The 13,101-nt window shown below is 58.6% G+C and carries 14 protein-coding genes; 13 read left to right on the top strand and 1 reads right to left on the bottom strand.

Annotated elements, in window-relative coordinates:
• Nucleotide 1 precedes the first annotated feature (1 nt).
• The 11 genes from AC2FJ5_RS06695 to AC2FJ5_RS06645 all read left to right on the top strand — a co-directional run bounded on the left by AC2FJ5_RS06695 (nucleotide 2) and on the right by AC2FJ5_RS06645 (nucleotide 10,882).
• Nucleotides 2-727 (top strand): 16S rRNA (uracil(1498)-N(3))-methyltransferase, encoded by a 726-nt coding sequence (locus AC2FJ5_RS06695; protein WP_496696533.1) that lies wholly within the window; start codon nucleotides 2-4, stop codon nucleotides 725-727.
• Nucleotides 724-1,572 carry a GNAT family N-acetyltransferase gene (locus AC2FJ5_RS06690; RefSeq protein ID WP_496789448.1) on the top strand — a complete coding sequence of 283 codons (849 nt, stop codon included), beginning with the start codon at nucleotides 724-726 and terminating at the stop codon, nucleotides 1,570-1,572. The genes AC2FJ5_RS06695 and AC2FJ5_RS06690 overlap by 4 nt, the downstream gene beginning before the upstream one ends.
• On the top strand, nucleotides 1,569-2,096 hold the full coding sequence (locus AC2FJ5_RS06685; RefSeq protein WP_142635298.1) for a hypothetical protein: 528 nt from the start codon (nucleotides 1,569-1,571) through the stop codon (nucleotides 2,094-2,096). Before AC2FJ5_RS06690 ends, AC2FJ5_RS06685 begins: the two co-directional genes overlap by 4 nt.
• Nucleotides 2,097-2,161: 65 nt before the next feature.
• Nucleotides 2,162-3,532: a glutamate--cysteine ligase gene (locus AC2FJ5_RS06680; protein WP_281995270.1), complete on the top strand. Its 1,371-nt coding sequence runs from the start codon at nucleotides 2,162-2,164 to the stop codon at nucleotides 3,530-3,532.
• A gap of 70 nt (nucleotides 3,533-3,602) precedes the next feature.
• Nucleotides 3,603-4,676 (top strand): phenylalanine--tRNA ligase subunit alpha, encoded by a 1,074-nt coding sequence (gene pheS, locus AC2FJ5_RS06675; protein ID WP_281972601.1) that lies wholly within the window; start codon nucleotides 3,603-3,605, stop codon nucleotides 4,674-4,676.
• Nucleotides 4,673-5,140 carry a hypothetical protein gene (locus AC2FJ5_RS06670; protein WP_496785848.1) on the top strand — a complete coding sequence of 156 codons (468 nt, stop codon included), beginning with the start codon at nucleotides 4,673-4,675 and terminating at the stop codon, nucleotides 5,138-5,140. Before pheS ends, AC2FJ5_RS06670 begins: the two co-directional genes overlap by 4 nt.
• A 259-nt stretch (nucleotides 5,141-5,399) precedes the next feature.
• Nucleotides 5,400-6,191, top strand: coding sequence for a CE1 family esterase (locus AC2FJ5_RS06665; protein WP_496792843.1), 792 nt, complete (start codon nucleotides 5,400-5,402; stop codon nucleotides 6,189-6,191).
• Between the two features lie 66 nt (nucleotides 6,192-6,257).
• Nucleotides 6,258-6,665 (top strand): cupin domain-containing protein, encoded by a 408-nt coding sequence (locus AC2FJ5_RS06660; RefSeq protein ID WP_496792842.1) that lies wholly within the window; start codon nucleotides 6,258-6,260, stop codon nucleotides 6,663-6,665.
• Between the two features lie 85 nt (nucleotides 6,666-6,750).
• Entirely contained in the window at nucleotides 6,751-9,147 is a 2,397-nt protein-coding gene (pheT, locus tag AC2FJ5_RS06655; RefSeq protein WP_496792841.1) for a phenylalanine--tRNA ligase subunit beta, read from the top strand.
• A gap of 263 nt (nucleotides 9,148-9,410) precedes the next feature.
• Nucleotides 9,411-10,370, top strand: coding sequence for a hypothetical protein (locus AC2FJ5_RS06650; RefSeq protein WP_496792840.1), 960 nt, complete (start codon nucleotides 9,411-9,413; stop codon nucleotides 10,368-10,370).
• Nucleotides 10,371-10,432: 62 nt separating this feature from the next.
• A complete protein-coding gene (locus AC2FJ5_RS06645; protein WP_142635314.1) occupies nucleotides 10,433-10,882 on the top strand; it encodes a YtoQ family protein in 450 nt (149 codons plus the stop codon).
• A 36-nt stretch (nucleotides 10,883-10,918) separates the two neighbouring features.
• Here the strand turns inward: AC2FJ5_RS06645 and AC2FJ5_RS06640 are convergent, their stop codons facing one another.
• A complete protein-coding gene (locus AC2FJ5_RS06640) occupies nucleotides 10,919-11,617 on the bottom strand; it encodes a glutathione S-transferase family protein (protein ID WP_142635316.1) in 699 nt (232 codons plus the stop codon).
• Nucleotides 11,618-11,751: 134 nt separating this feature from the next.
• Here AC2FJ5_RS06640 and mscL point away from each other — a divergent pair, with 134 nt between their 5' ends.
• Nucleotides 11,752-12,180, top strand: coding sequence for a large conductance mechanosensitive channel protein MscL (gene mscL / locus AC2FJ5_RS06635; protein ID WP_142635318.1), 429 nt, complete (start codon nucleotides 11,752-11,754; stop codon nucleotides 12,178-12,180).
• A 98-nt stretch (nucleotides 12,181-12,278) separates the two neighbouring features.
• The gene (locus tag AC2FJ5_RS06630) at nucleotides 12,279-13,088 is read left to right on the top strand and encodes a mechanosensitive ion channel family protein (protein WP_281995264.1); all 810 of its coding nucleotides are present in this window, start codon (nucleotides 12,279-12,281) and stop codon (nucleotides 13,086-13,088) included.
• Nucleotides 13,089-13,101: the final 13 nt, after the last annotated feature.

Genomic DNA, 13,101 nt, shown 5'->3' with positions numbered 1-13,101 from the left:
CATGAGTGCAAAGATCAGACTGTATGTAGAGCACCCTTTGGGTCCGGGGCAATCGGTAGAATTGACGCGCGAGCAGGCACATTACCTGTTCGGTGTCATGCGCCTGGCTGTGGGGGGGCAGGTTGCCTTGTTTAACGGACAGGACGGAGAATGGCAGGCCGAAGTGGCCGAAGCGGGAAAGCGTGGCGGTGTACTGACCTGTGTCGAACAGACCAAACCGCTGCAACGGCCACCTGACCTGTGGTTCCTGTTCGCCCCGATCAAAAAGGCACGCACCGATTTCATCGTTGAAAAGGCGGCGGAAATGGGTGCGGCGCGGATCATGCCGGTGCAGACAGAATTCACCAATTCCGAACGTATCCGTCAGGACCGCTTGCAGGCCCACGCGGTAGAGGCCGCCGAGCAATGCGGCGGTACCTTTGTGCCCGAGGTCGCCGATCTGCAGCGGCTGGACCGAGTTCTGGATAGCTGGCCCGAGGGGCGTCAACTGATGTTCTGTAACGAGGCCGAGGTCGGCTCGGCCCTGCGCCTGGCGGCGAATGAAAAGGGGTTGCCATGGGCGATCCTTATCGGACCCGAGGGCGGCTTTTCCCAACGTGAACGCGCCCGGCTGACCGCCTTACCCTATGCCCATGTCGTCAGTCTTGGCCCGCGTATCCTGCGCGCGGATACAGCAGCCGTTGCGGCTCTGACCATGTGGCAGCAGGCGTTGGGGGACTGGTCATGATTTGGCGTCTCGCGCAGGAGGCGGATGTACCGAAGATCGACCAGTTTCTAATGCGCCACATTCAGACGTCGATGTTCCCCTTGGCCAATCTGCGTGATTTTGGATTGCGGGGCACGGACCGACGTGCCGTTAATATCTGGGTGTTGGGCGATGACCCCCGGGCTGTTTTCTCCATCACGAATGAGGGCATGGTTTTACCGCAATGTCCCGATTGCACAGATGAAGAACTGGCCGCTGCGATTGATCTGATCCGGGGGCGTGCCTTGTTTGGAATGGCGGCTGAGGCAACACAGGCCCGCCGGATCATGCGTCTTGCGGGGTGGGAGGATCGGCCGGCAACGCTGAACAGCGATGAACCGGGGTTCACGCTGGATTTGGAACAACTTGCTATTCCGGATGCTACAAGCGCAAAATTGGTGCCTTTGGGTGCGTTTGATCGTGAAATCGTCGTAAGGTGGCGGTCTGACTACCTGATCGAAGCAATGGAATTCAATTCGTCACGAGCGCAAAAACAGGCTGGCTTGGATTACGACGCCTATATCGAACGCGATTCTCATCGTGTGTTGCTGGTCGACGATCGGCCTGTCGCCATGACTGGTTTTAACGCGCGCTTGCAAGAAGTCGTGCAGATTGGTGGGGTCTTTACACCTCGTGAAATGCGCGGCCGTGGATATGCGCGTCTGGCCGTCGCGCTGCATCTGGAGGAGGCGCGCCGTACGGGTGCGAAACGCGCGGTTTTGTTTGCGGCTTCCGATTCCGCTGCGCGTGCTTATATCGGTATCGGTTTTCAATCCGCGGGGCAGTACTCGCTCATCCTGTTCATAAACCCAGAGGATACCGCATGAGTTTCATCCGACCCGAAGCGAAACTGGCCCTGTGGCGCTGGCGCGAAGTGCTGGTTGCCGGTGTCATTCTGTTGGTTGGCCTCAGCTGGATCAGCGGCCCGGGTGGGTTGCTGGGCTGGTTGGGCTGGGTTTTGGTGGCGGTGTCGCTTGCACTGGCCGTTATCGGGGTTCAGCGCGCCAGGTTTCGCACCGGCGTCGGTGGCCCCGGAGTTGTGACCATCGACGAAGGCCAGATATCCTATTTTGGCCCGCTGGACGGTGGCATGGTAGCGACGCGGGAAATCGAACGGTTGGCGTTGGACCCATCCTCGAATCCGGCGCATTGGGTGTTGGAACAGCCTGGCCAGCCGACACTTCACATTCCTGTGAATGCCGAAGGGGCCGAAGCGCTGTTTGACGTGTTCTCGGCGCTGCCGGGGTTGAAAACAGAACACATGTTGTCGGAATTGAACGGTGGGGCCGTACATCCCGTAGTAATTTGGGAGCGTCAGCCGATGCGCCCTGCGCATATGCGGTTGCATTGACACCGCTGTCGTTTGCGACCACGACTGACCAACAAGACAGACACATCAGGATCGGAGCACGGTTCATGTCCATCCCCCAGTCCGGCGGCGGACCGATCGAACGCCACGAGCAACTTGCCGAATATCTGGAAGCGGGCTGCAAGCCCAAAGCCGATTGGCGCATCGGAACCGAACATGAAAAGTTCGGCTATTGTAAAGACTCACTGAAACCGCTGCCATTCGAAGGCACGCGGTCGATTGTGGCGGTGCTTGAAGGGCTGCGTGACCGGCACGGCTGGGCCGAGGTGCGCGAAGCGGGCCACCTGATCGGTCTGGAAAAAGACGGGGCCAATGTCAGCCTTGAACCGGGCGGTGCACTAGAGCTGTCGGGTGCGCCGTTGGAGACGATCCACGAGACCTGCGACGAGGTGAACACCCACCTGCGCGAGGTTAAGGATATCGCTGATGAAATCGGCGTGGGCTTTATCGGTCTGGGCGCGGCCCCGATCTGGACCCATGAGCAGATGCCTCTGATGCCCAAAGGCCGTTATCGGCTGATGAACGATTACATGGAAAAAGTAGGCTCCATGGGCCGCGCCATGATGCGGCGCACTTGCACGGTTCAGGTCAATATCGACTTTGGGTCCGAGGCCGACATGGTGCAGAAACTGCGCGTCGCGCTGGCTTTGCAGCCGGTGGCCACCGCGCTGTTTGCCAATTCGCCCTTCTTTGAGGGCAAGCCCAACGGCCAGAAAAGCTGGCGCAGCCATATCTGGCGGCACCTGGACGATGCGCGCACCGGCATGCTGCCCTTCGTGTTCGAAGAGGGCTTTGGGTTCGAGCGCTACGTGCAATACGCGTTGGATGTGCCGATGTACTTTGTCTATCGCGATGGCCAGTATATCAACGCGCTGGGCATGTCCTTCCGCGATTTCCTGCAGGGCAAACTGCCCGCGCTGCCGGGTGAAACACCTACCCTGTCTGATTGGGCCGATCACCTGACCACCGCCTTCCCCGAGGCGCGGATCAAGAAATTCATGGAGATGCGCGGCGCGGATGGTGGCCCGTGGCGGCGTCTGTGTGCGCTGCCTGCCTTCTGGGTTGGCCTGACCTATGATCAGGGCGCGCTGGATGCGGCCTGGGATCTGGTCAAGGGCTGGGATGCCGAAACGCGCGAAGAACTGCGCGTTCAGGCGGCCGTCAATGGCCTGCAGGCGCAGGTTGGCGACATCAACATGCATGATCTTGCCCGCGAAGTGGTTGCGATCTCGGAAAGTGGTCTCAAGGCCCGGGCCTATCCCGGCGCAGGTGGTCTGGTTCCCGATGAGACGCATTTCCTGAACGCGCTGAAGGAAAGTCTCGATACCGGCAAGGTTCCGGCGGATGAGTTGCTGGAACACTACAATGGCGACTGGAACGGCGATCTGACCCGAATTTATCCCGAATACAGCTATTGACCCACCGCGTCCCGCTTGCATTCGCGGGGCGGGGCCGATAGCAGGTTGGCGACCAAATTCAGAGGGCGTCATGGACGATCTTAAGGCAAAATATCTGGGGCAAATCGCCGAGGCGGGCGATGAGAACGCGCTTGAGGCGATCCGCGTCGCCGCCGTGGGCAAAAAGGGTGAGGTCGCGCTGAAGATGCGCGAGCTGGGCAAGATGACCCCCGAGGAACGTCAGGTCGCAGGCCCCGCGCTGAACGCCCTGAAGGATGAGATCAACTCGGCCCTGGCCGCCAAGAAAGCCGGTCTTGCCGATGCCGCGCTGGACGAACGTCTACGCACCGAATGGCTGGACGTTACCCTGCCGACGCGCGCGCGCCGCCAAGGCTCGATCCACCCGGTCAGCCAGGCGACCGAGGAGCTGACCGCGATCTTTGCCGAACTGGGTTTCTCGGTGGCTGAAGGGCCGCGGATCGAGACCGATTGGCACAATTTCGACGCGCTGAACATCCCCGGCCACCACCCCGCGCGGGCCGAGATGGACACGTTTTATATGCACCGTGCCGAGGGCGACGAGCGCCCGCCGCATGTGCTGCGCACCCATACTTCGCCGGTCCAGATCCGCTCGATGGAGCTGCAGGGTGCGCCGATCCGCATCATTTGTCCGGGCGGCGTTTATCGCGCTGATTATGATCAGACCCACACGCCGATGTTCCATCAGGTCGAAGGTCTTGCCATCGACAAGGACATCTCGATGGCGAACCTGAAATGGGTTCTGGAAGAGTTCGTGAAGGCGTTCTTCGAAGTCGACGATGTCGAACTTCGTTTCCGCGCCTCGCACTTCCCCTTTACCGAACCGTCGGCAGAGGTCGATATCCGCTGTTCCTGGGATAACGGCCAGCTGAAGATCGGCGAGGGCGACGACTGGATGGAGATCCTTGGCTCCGGCATGGTTCACCCCAAGGTGATCGCCGCCGGTGGCATTGATCCCGAGGTCTATCAGGGCTTTGCCTTTGGTATCGGCATCGACCGTCTGGCGATGTTGAAATACGGCATTCCGGATTTGCGGGCGTTCTTTGATAGCGATCTTCGGTGGTTGCGGCACTACGGGTTTGCAGCGCTGGATATGCCGAACCTGCATGGTGGTTTGTCTCGGTGATTGAAACAGGCTCGGCAGGTTTTGTCATCGACCAAGCCGTCGCGTTTTTTGGCATAGCTGTTGCCGCGGTTTCCTATCTGCTCAAGCAATGGTGGGAAGAGGCAAAACGTATCTCCTTGCGTAGAGAAGACGTGTATCTTCGCTTTGGTGAAAAAATAGGGCGATTAGAGGCTGCACTCACCCTGGGAGATGACGAGCAAATTCAGGCTTCATTCTCAGATTTATCGTCGATGGTTCTTGAGTTTCAGATATTCGCTTCCGCCATAGTAAACAAAAGTGCAGGCCTCTATATGGGTAACGCGGCGGCTTTGATTGCCGGAGCGGCCAGCGCACCGGACGGTGAGCCGATCTCCATCGCCGCACTTTCCGAAAGCCGGACAAGACTCATAGAAGTCATGCACCATGATGTGACTTGGCTAGGTAAACCGCGACCATTTAAGCGCCGGAAAGTGCGAGAAGACTAAAACGGTCGGGAGATCTCGTTTGAAAATCCGGCGCGGAGCAAAGGCCGATAGGCCGCCGCGCTATCGCCAGACCGCCCACACGGGCTGGCGATTTGTCTCCGTCAGTGCAGCGCTCGAACAGCGCACGGATTTGGCCAGCATAAACTTCCCTCCACAGCCCAAGGATCGCCACCCCGCGGTCTGGCGATAGCGCGGCTTGTTTCAGCCTCCCACGGGGTTGTGACGTGACTTCGTGCACGGGGCGGGTAGGCTCCGAGTTATGTTTCGGATTCTGACCTGCCTGTTTCTTCTTCTCCCGCTCCAAGCTGCAGCAAATGGTTGCCATGGCGACGCGGCCTGCCCGCTCGGTGACCGCTCATACCATGTGCTGGAACCGGACGGCTGGGACGGCGAAAGCCCTCTGCCGGTATTGCTGCACTTCCACGGCTGGGCGCGGCAGGGGGATGTGGTGGTCAACCACGAAAGGATCGCAGGGGCCACCAAACTGCGCGGCGTGCTGCTGGTGGCCCCGAACGGGCGCGGCAAAAGCTGGGATTTCTGGACGTCCGACACTGATGACGTCCCCTTTGCGGATCGGGTGCTAGAGGATGTCGCGGCGCGCTATCCCATCGACCCGGATCGCATCTATGTCTCGGGCTATTCCTATGGCGGCGCGATGGCGTGGCGCTATGTCTGTCAGTCCGGCGATGACGTTGCGGCCCTGCTGGCTGTCGCTGGCAGCATTCGCCAGACCGAGGACTGCCCGCAGGCCCCGCGTCAGGTGCGCCATGTGCATGGGCTGGACGACACGGTGATGGATTTCCCCGTGGGTCCGGGCGGGGACACGACCTATCCGGTGGCGTTGTGGAAAGCGAAGTTCGACTGCAACGGTGCAACCCCGCGTGGCGATTGGAGCGTGAAGCCTTTCCTGACCCTCAGCCGTGTGGAATGGACCGATTGCGCGCAGGGGCAGGTTACGTTGGACACGCATCCGGGCGGGCATTTCATCCCGCATGGCTGGATCGGCTGGCAGTTGGATGAGCTGGCCGGGCGCACACCAGCCTATCCCTGACCCGTTTGACAGCCCCCTACATCCGGGGTCATCTGCGCAGGCCATCTGACCAAGGAGCCTTGCCCGATGAAACCCCTGCTGGTGACCGCCGCGATCCTGACCGCAACCTCTGCCCTGGCGCGCGACGCCTATCCGCCTGTTGATGTTTTGGTGCAAACGGACAAGTCCGTGATCGGAGAGCCACTGGAATACCCGGACGGCACACCGCAGATCACCATGGCCATCATTACCATGCAGCCGGGTCAAGTAACCGGTAGTCACCTACATAATGCTCCGCTGGTGGCCTATGTGCTGGAAGGGGAAATCACTGTCGATTACGGCGCGGCGGGGACAAAGACCTACAAAACCGGCGATGCCTTTGTCGAAGCGTTCCGATCCCCACACGTGGGGGCGAATACGGGCGAAGACATCGCGCGGATTTTGGCGGTGTTTGCCGGATCGGATAGCGTCGTCAACACAGTTGCCGAACAGTAGGTGGTCATGTGGCACACGGCCTCTTTCCCCTTGTCTGAATATCCGTTACACGCGGGCTGACCCAAGATTATGCGGAATACGACCGATGAAATTCACCCTTTCCTGGCTCAAGGATCACCTGGACACTGACGCGTCGGTCGATGAGATCGCCGAAACGCTGACCGATCTGGGGCTCGAAGTCGAAGAGATCGTCAATCCGGCGGACCGACTGGCGGACTTTACGCTGGGAAAAGTGACCCATGCCGAACAGCACCCTGATGCCGACAAGCTGCGGGTCTGTACGGTTGCGACGGATGAGGGTGATCTGCAGATCATCTGCGGCGCGCCCAATGCGCGCGAAGGTATCACTGTCGTGGTCTGCAAACCGGGCATGTATATTCCGGGCCTGGACATCACCATCAGCGTCGGCAAGATCCGCGGTGTCGAAAGCTTTGGCATGATGGCCTCGGAGCGCGAGCTGGAGCTGTCGGAAGAGCATGACGGCATCATCGAGCTGCCCTCGGGTGAGGTCGGCGATCAGTTCGTTGACTGGCTGGCCGAGAATGATCCCGCAAAGGTCGATCCGATGATCGAGATTGCGATCACCCCGAACCGCCCCGATGCGCTGGGCGTCGCCGGGATCGCGCGCGATCTGGCGGCACGCGGGGTCGGCACGCTGAAAGAGCGCGACTATGTGCCGGTGCCGGGCGATTTCGTCAGCCCGATCAAGGTGACGATTGATGATGACACGCTGGACGGAGCACCGCATTTCACCGGGCGTCTGATCAAGGGTGTCAAGAACGGCCCCAGCCCGCTGTGGCTGCAGGATCAGTTGAAGGCGATCGGCCTGCGTCCGATCTCGGCCTTGGTGGATATCACCAACTATATGACCTTCGACCAAAACCGTCCGCTGCATGTCTTTGATGCGGACAAGGTTCAGGGCAACCTGCGCGTACATAGGGCCAAAGGCGGCGAAAAGCTGGTGGCGCTGGACGAAAAGGAATACACGCTGCAACCGGGCATGATGGTGATTTCGGACGACAACGGCCCGGAATCCATTGCAGGGATCATGGGCGGCGAAGAAACCGGCTGTACCGAGGGTACCGTGAACGTCTTCCTCGAAAGCGCGTTTTGGGATCATGTGCAAATTGCACTGACAGGCCGGGCGTTGAAAATCAACTCGGATGCGCGCTACCGGTTCGAACGGGGTGTTGATCCGGAATATACGCTGGAAGGGCTGGAACAAGCGACGCAGATGATCCTGGATATCTGCGGTGGCGAGGTCTCTAAAGTGGTTGAGGCAGGCAAAGCGCCAAACCATGCGCGATCCTACAAGTTGGACTCGGCCCGGGTGCAATCGCTGGTCGGGATGGTCATTCCCGAAAGCGAGCAGCGCCAAACCCTGACCCGTCTGGGTTTCCGCCTTGAAGGCGAGATGGCCCATGTCCCCAGCTGGCGCCCAGATGTCATGGGCGAGGCTGATCTGGTGGAAGAGGTCGCACGAATTGCCTCCCTGACCAAGCTTCAGGGCAAGCCGCTGCCGAGGGTCACTGATGGCATTCCGAAACCGGTTATGACAGCCACTCAGCGCCGCCAATCGATGGCGCGCCGCACCTGTGCCGCATTGGGTTATAACGAATGCGTCAGCTATACATTCATTGATCAGACATCCGCAGCGCTGTTTGGCGGTGGCGATGAAGCGACGCAGTTGGAAAACCCGATTTCGTCCGAGATGAGCCATATGCGCCCCGATTTGCTGCCGGGTCTGCTGCAAGCGGCGGCCCGCAATCAGGCGCGCGGCTATGCGGATGTGGCGCTGTTTGAAGTTGGCCCAGTTTTTCACGACGGCGAGCCAGGCGATCAGAAAATCCAGATTACAGGCCTGCTGGTCGGTCGCGACGGCCCCAAGGATGTGCATAGCGCCACACGCCCGGCGGATGTGTTCGACGCCAAGGCAGATGCCGAGGCCGTTTTGGCCGCCATCGGCGCACCCGCCAAGGTTCAGATCCTACGCGAGGGCGACGCCTGGTGGCATCCGGGCCGGCACGGCAAAATTTGCCTGGGTCCGAAAAAGGTACTGGGCGTTTTCGGCGAGTTGCATCCGCGTGTGTTGCAGGCGATGGACATCAAGGGCCCGGCGGTGGCTTTCACTATCTGGCCGGATGAGGTGCCTCTACCGCGTAAATCCGGGGCGACCCGCGCGGCGCTGGAGCTGCGCGATCTGCAGGCGGTCGAGCGTGACTTTGCTTTTGTCGTCGATGAAGGCGTCGAGGCACTGACGCTGGTGAATGCCGCTGCCGGCGCCGATAAGGCGCTGATCGAAGATGTGCGCGTCTTTGATGAGTTTATTGGCGGAAGCCTGGGTGAGGGCAAGAAATCTCTGGCCATCACCGTTCGGCTGCAGCCAACAGATGTGACCCTGAAAGAAAAAGACATCGAAGCGGTGGCCGAGAAGATCATCGCCAAGGTTTCCAAGGCAACGGGCGGCGTTCTGCGCGGCTAACGCGACCGTAATCCAAATGCAAAGCGCGCCAATCGGCGCGCTTTTCTCGTTTCTCAGACGCCAGTGTTGCCGTGCTGCAACGTCCCTTCGTCCTGAAAATCCAGGGGTTGAGTGGAATCACCCCCTGGCCGTAAGTCCAGCCCCCTAATGCAATCACAATCCGGAGTCGGCCCAATGCCAGATCCCAGCCTCGCAAAAGCAATGCCCAAACCCTGATTGCCCGCCAACTGACCGGCGGGCCTGTTTCCCGTTGGAGAGTTGTCATGAAACGCCAAGACATCTCGATGATCCGGCAGATTCTGTCGGAAGAGATGCCATTCTACTATTATACCGACCGGCAAAGCCCCTGGTTGCTGTGCCAGTCGATGGAGGCCGAAATGTCGGTTTCGGATCTAAAGCAATCGGGGCTGTCCCGTTTGCTGGCGCGTCCTTTGCTGAAACCCATGATCGCGCGGTGCGGTGGGGTTTTGCGGAGGCACGATGTGCTGACCGTGGCCCATGCGGATCGCGCCGTGTGTCTGAAAGGGCTAAGCCCTGCGGCGTTCCATGGTTTAGAAGCGGTCTATCAGTCCGAATGGCTGGATTTCTGCCTGAGCTTTGAGCGCTGGTCTGGTGAACAAACCACGCGCAAGGCGCATAACATTGTGGTGCAGTTGGGCTTCCCGACCGAGCACACCGAGCTGTTGTGGAAATTCGAACAGCGCGCGGCGGTGGGTGCGTTCCAAAGCTGTTGGCACCCGGTACGCACGCATGGCCGTCCGACTCTGGCCTGGTGCCGCTTGGATATAGATTTAACAAGTGGCTATTGTCTGATTGAAGAAATTCAGTCCGACTGGTTGCGCTTTGTCGGCCATGCCCGGCGTCGACTGCAATGCCGGGCGCCCCGGTCGCGTGAGTTGCGTTTGACGCGTGAATACGAGCAGGCGCTGCAGCAGAAATACGCGAAAATATGGGCCGAGGTCATGATGTTGGCAGTGTTGGTGCTGCTGCGCGACGAATTCGCCATTCGCGAAGTCTGGATGCACCAGCCAGAACCGGGCGCGCAGCTGAAAGGGATCACCTGGGGGCGGTTGCCGCCGCGGTCGATCTATACCCGTTTACCCCGCAGTTTCGGGTTCGAGCCAACATCCGAGATGCCGGGGTTTCTGGGAAGCAAGCAGCGCAGCGCGGCCCGTAGGGCAGTTCCCAACGGGCAGCCGGTGTTTTGGAGGCTAGCTTTCTGAGCCCCCCTTGGGTCAGGTCCATTTTGTCTTTAGGGTCGCCAATAAAATCAAAGGAGAAATCAATGGGCCTGAACGTCTACCTGTCCGGAGAGATACACACCGACTGGCGCGAGCAGATCATTGACGGGGCGAAAGGGTTGGACATTTCGTTCAACAGCCCTGTCACGATTCACGAAGCCAGCGACGATTGCGGCGTTGCAATTTTGGGGTCCGAGCCAAACAAGTATTGGCATGACCACAAGGGTGCGATGGTCAATGCGATCCGAACCCGCAAGGGCATTTCAGACGCGGATGTCGTGGTCGTCCGCTTTGGCGATCAATACAAGCAATGGAACGCAGCCTTTGACGCGGGATATGCGGCGGCTTTGGGCAAGTCGATCATCGTAGTGCACGGGCCAGATCATCAGCACGCGTTGAAAGAGGTTGATGCAGCCGCCCTGGCTGTTGCTGAACATCCCTCGCAGGTGGTGGATGTGCTGCGGTATGTTCTGACGGGTAAGCTTCCAAGTTAAATGGATGGGGTGAGGTATTGCCTCACCCCACACGTGTTAACCTGGGGAAGGAATCTGCAGCCCGCGCTGAACGGCGGGACGCGCAAGAAACCGATCAAGATAAGGTTGGAGATTTGCGTACTCATCCCAGCCAACAATGTCTCGGGCACCATAAAAATCCAACCCGCGCAGCCAGGGGACGATTGCAATGTCGGCGATCGAGTAATCCCCGGCGATCCATTCCTGGCCATCAAGTTGATTGTTCACGACATTTAACAGCCGCTTTGCCTCGTTGAGATAACGCTCACGTGGGCGCGGATCTTCGATCTCTTTCCCGGCGAATTTGTGGAAAAAGCCAAGTTGCCCAAGCATGGGACCAATTCCACCCATCTGGAACATGAGCCATTGGGTAATGCGATGTCTGTCGCTTTGTGTCTGGCCCATGAATTTCCCTGACTTCTCGGCCAGATACAACAGGATCGCACCGCTTTCGAACAGGCCCAGGGGATGTCCATCAGGACCGTTCGGGTCAATGATTGCAGGGATTTTGTTGTTGGGGTTCAGCGACAGGAACTCGGAGCTTTTGACATCCGCATCCGCAAGCGTGACCAGATGCGCCTCGTAGGGCAGGCCGGTTTCCTCAAGCATGATCGAGGCTTTGACGCCATTAGGCGTCGGATAAGAATAGAGCTGAATGACCGAAGGGTCTTTGGCAGGCCATTTGTCTGTAATGGAATAAGACGCAAAATGTGTCATGGGGTCTCCTGAATAAGCCGATTGGGGAAAAATAGTCACGATTTCCCATAAAAACATACATTTTATAGTGCAATTAGCGCACAGTTGCCGTGCGTTTAGGCGCATAAAAATGACAACAGGGAAAGAGGGAAGTTATGTTCCAGGAGTTCAAGACATTCATTGCCAAAGGCAATGTTATGGATATGGCGGTGGGTATCATCATTGGAGCCGCATTTACCGCAATTGTTACGTCTCTTGTTGGCGATCTGATCAATCCATTGATTGGCCTGTTCACGGGTGGGGTTGATTTCACCAACAACTACTCCGTTCTGGCCGGTGATGTCGCCGAAGGGGCGAGCTTGGAAGCGGCGCGGGAAACCGGTGCTTCTGTTTTTGCATATGGTGCGTTCATCATGGCGATCATCAACTTTCTGATCATCGCCTGGGTGGTTTTCATGCTGGTCAAAATGGTGAACCGGGTCAAAGAGGCGGCAGAAGAGGAAGCACCGGCGGAAGAAGAAGCGCCAGCCGGGCCAAGCGAGCTGGACATCCTGATGGAAATCCGCGACGCACTGAAAAAGTGACTCCTGCAGTTACGGCAGAAGAGGAGCCCACCAGATAGGTGGGATTCAATTAACGATCTGAAAGCAGAAGGAAACCCGAATTGGAGCAGACGATGGAAATGGCAAATCAAGCCATGGATATGGCAAACGGCTATGTGCCAATCTTGATGAGTGCGGGCAAGGCTCTGATTGTTCTGATATTGGGCTGGATTGCGGCAGGTATGATCGCTGGGGTTGTTCGCCGCCGTATCAACAAAACGCCCCATATTGATCCGACGCTGGGCAATTTTGCCGCCAGCATGATCAAATGGGCCATTCTGGCCATGGTAATTGTGGCTGTTCTGGGCATCTTCGGGATCGAAGCAACCAGTATCGTTGCCATTTTGGGCGCTGCTTCGCTGGCCATAGGCCTGGCGCTGCAGGGTACACTTAGTGATCTGGCGGCAGGCGTGATGTTGGTTGTCTTCCGGCCGTATAAGCTTGGTCAATATGTCGACATCGGCGGAACAGCCGGAACTGTCAAAGATCTGAATCTGTTCACGACCGAACTCGTGACCCCCGACAATGTGCAGATCATTGTACCCAATGGCCAGGCTTGGGGGTCAGTTATCACCAACTACTCGGCACACGAGACGCGTCGTGTAGATTTGGTGTTTGGTATCGACTATGGCGATAGCGCGGATGAGGCGATGAAAATCATTCTGGACCTCGCAATGGCTGACGGGCGCATCCACGGCGATCCCGAGCCCTGGGTGCGGGTCACAAATCTGGGGGACAGCTCGGTCGATCTGACGGCGCGCTTGTGGTGTGCCGCTGTCGATTATTGGGATGTCAAATTTGAAATGACCAAAGCAGTCAAAGAAGCGTTTGATGCAAAAGGCGTTTCGATTCCATACCCGCATTCGGTCGAGATCCAGAAACAGGGATGATGCTCCCGCCCGT

It is taken from the genome of Ruegeria sp. CDSA221, from assembly GCF_059611825.1.
Note: the sequence above shows the minus strand (reverse complement) of the source record. Positions and strands in the feature narration are given on the sequence as shown.

Excerpts from the sequence above, each read along its gene's own strand:
- AC2FJ5_RS06695 (WP_496696533.1), top strand. The coding sequence starts at position 2 with ATGAGTGCAAAGATCAGACTGTATGTAGAGCACCCTTTGGGTCCGGGG.
- AC2FJ5_RS06690 (WP_496789448.1), top strand. The coding sequence starts at position 724 with ATGATTTGGCGTCTCGCGCAGGAGGCGGATGTACCGAAGATCGACCAG.
- AC2FJ5_RS06685 (WP_142635298.1), top strand. The coding sequence starts at position 1,569 with ATGAGTTTCATCCGACCCGAAGCGAAACTGGCCCTGTGGCGCTGGCGC.
- AC2FJ5_RS06680 (WP_281995270.1), top strand. The coding sequence starts at position 2,162 with ATGTCCATCCCCCAGTCCGGCGGCGGACCGATCGAACGCCACGAGCAA.
- pheS (WP_281972601.1), top strand. The coding sequence starts at position 3,603 with ATGGACGATCTTAAGGCAAAATATCTGGGGCAAATCGCCGAGGCGGGC.
- AC2FJ5_RS06665 (WP_496792843.1), top strand. The coding sequence starts at position 5,400 with ATGTTTCGGATTCTGACCTGCCTGTTTCTTCTTCTCCCGCTCCAAGCT.
- AC2FJ5_RS06660 (WP_496792842.1), top strand. The coding sequence starts at position 6,258 with ATGAAACCCCTGCTGGTGACCGCCGCGATCCTGACCGCAACCTCTGCC.
- pheT (WP_496792841.1), top strand. The coding sequence starts at position 6,751 with ATGAAATTCACCCTTTCCTGGCTCAAGGATCACCTGGACACTGACGCG.
- AC2FJ5_RS06650 (WP_496792840.1), top strand. The coding sequence starts at position 9,411 with ATGAAACGCCAAGACATCTCGATGATCCGGCAGATTCTGTCGGAAGAG.
- AC2FJ5_RS06645 (WP_142635314.1), top strand. The coding sequence starts at position 10,433 with ATGGGCCTGAACGTCTACCTGTCCGGAGAGATACACACCGACTGGCGC.
- AC2FJ5_RS06640 (WP_142635316.1), bottom strand. The coding sequence starts at position 11,617 with ATGACACATTTTGCGTCTTATTCCATTACAGACAAATGGCCTGCCAAA.
- mscL (WP_142635318.1), top strand. The coding sequence starts at position 11,752 with ATGTTCCAGGAGTTCAAGACATTCATTGCCAAAGGCAATGTTATGGAT.
- AC2FJ5_RS06630 (WP_281995264.1), top strand. The coding sequence starts at position 12,279 with ATGGCAAATCAAGCCATGGATATGGCAAACGGCTATGTGCCAATCTTG.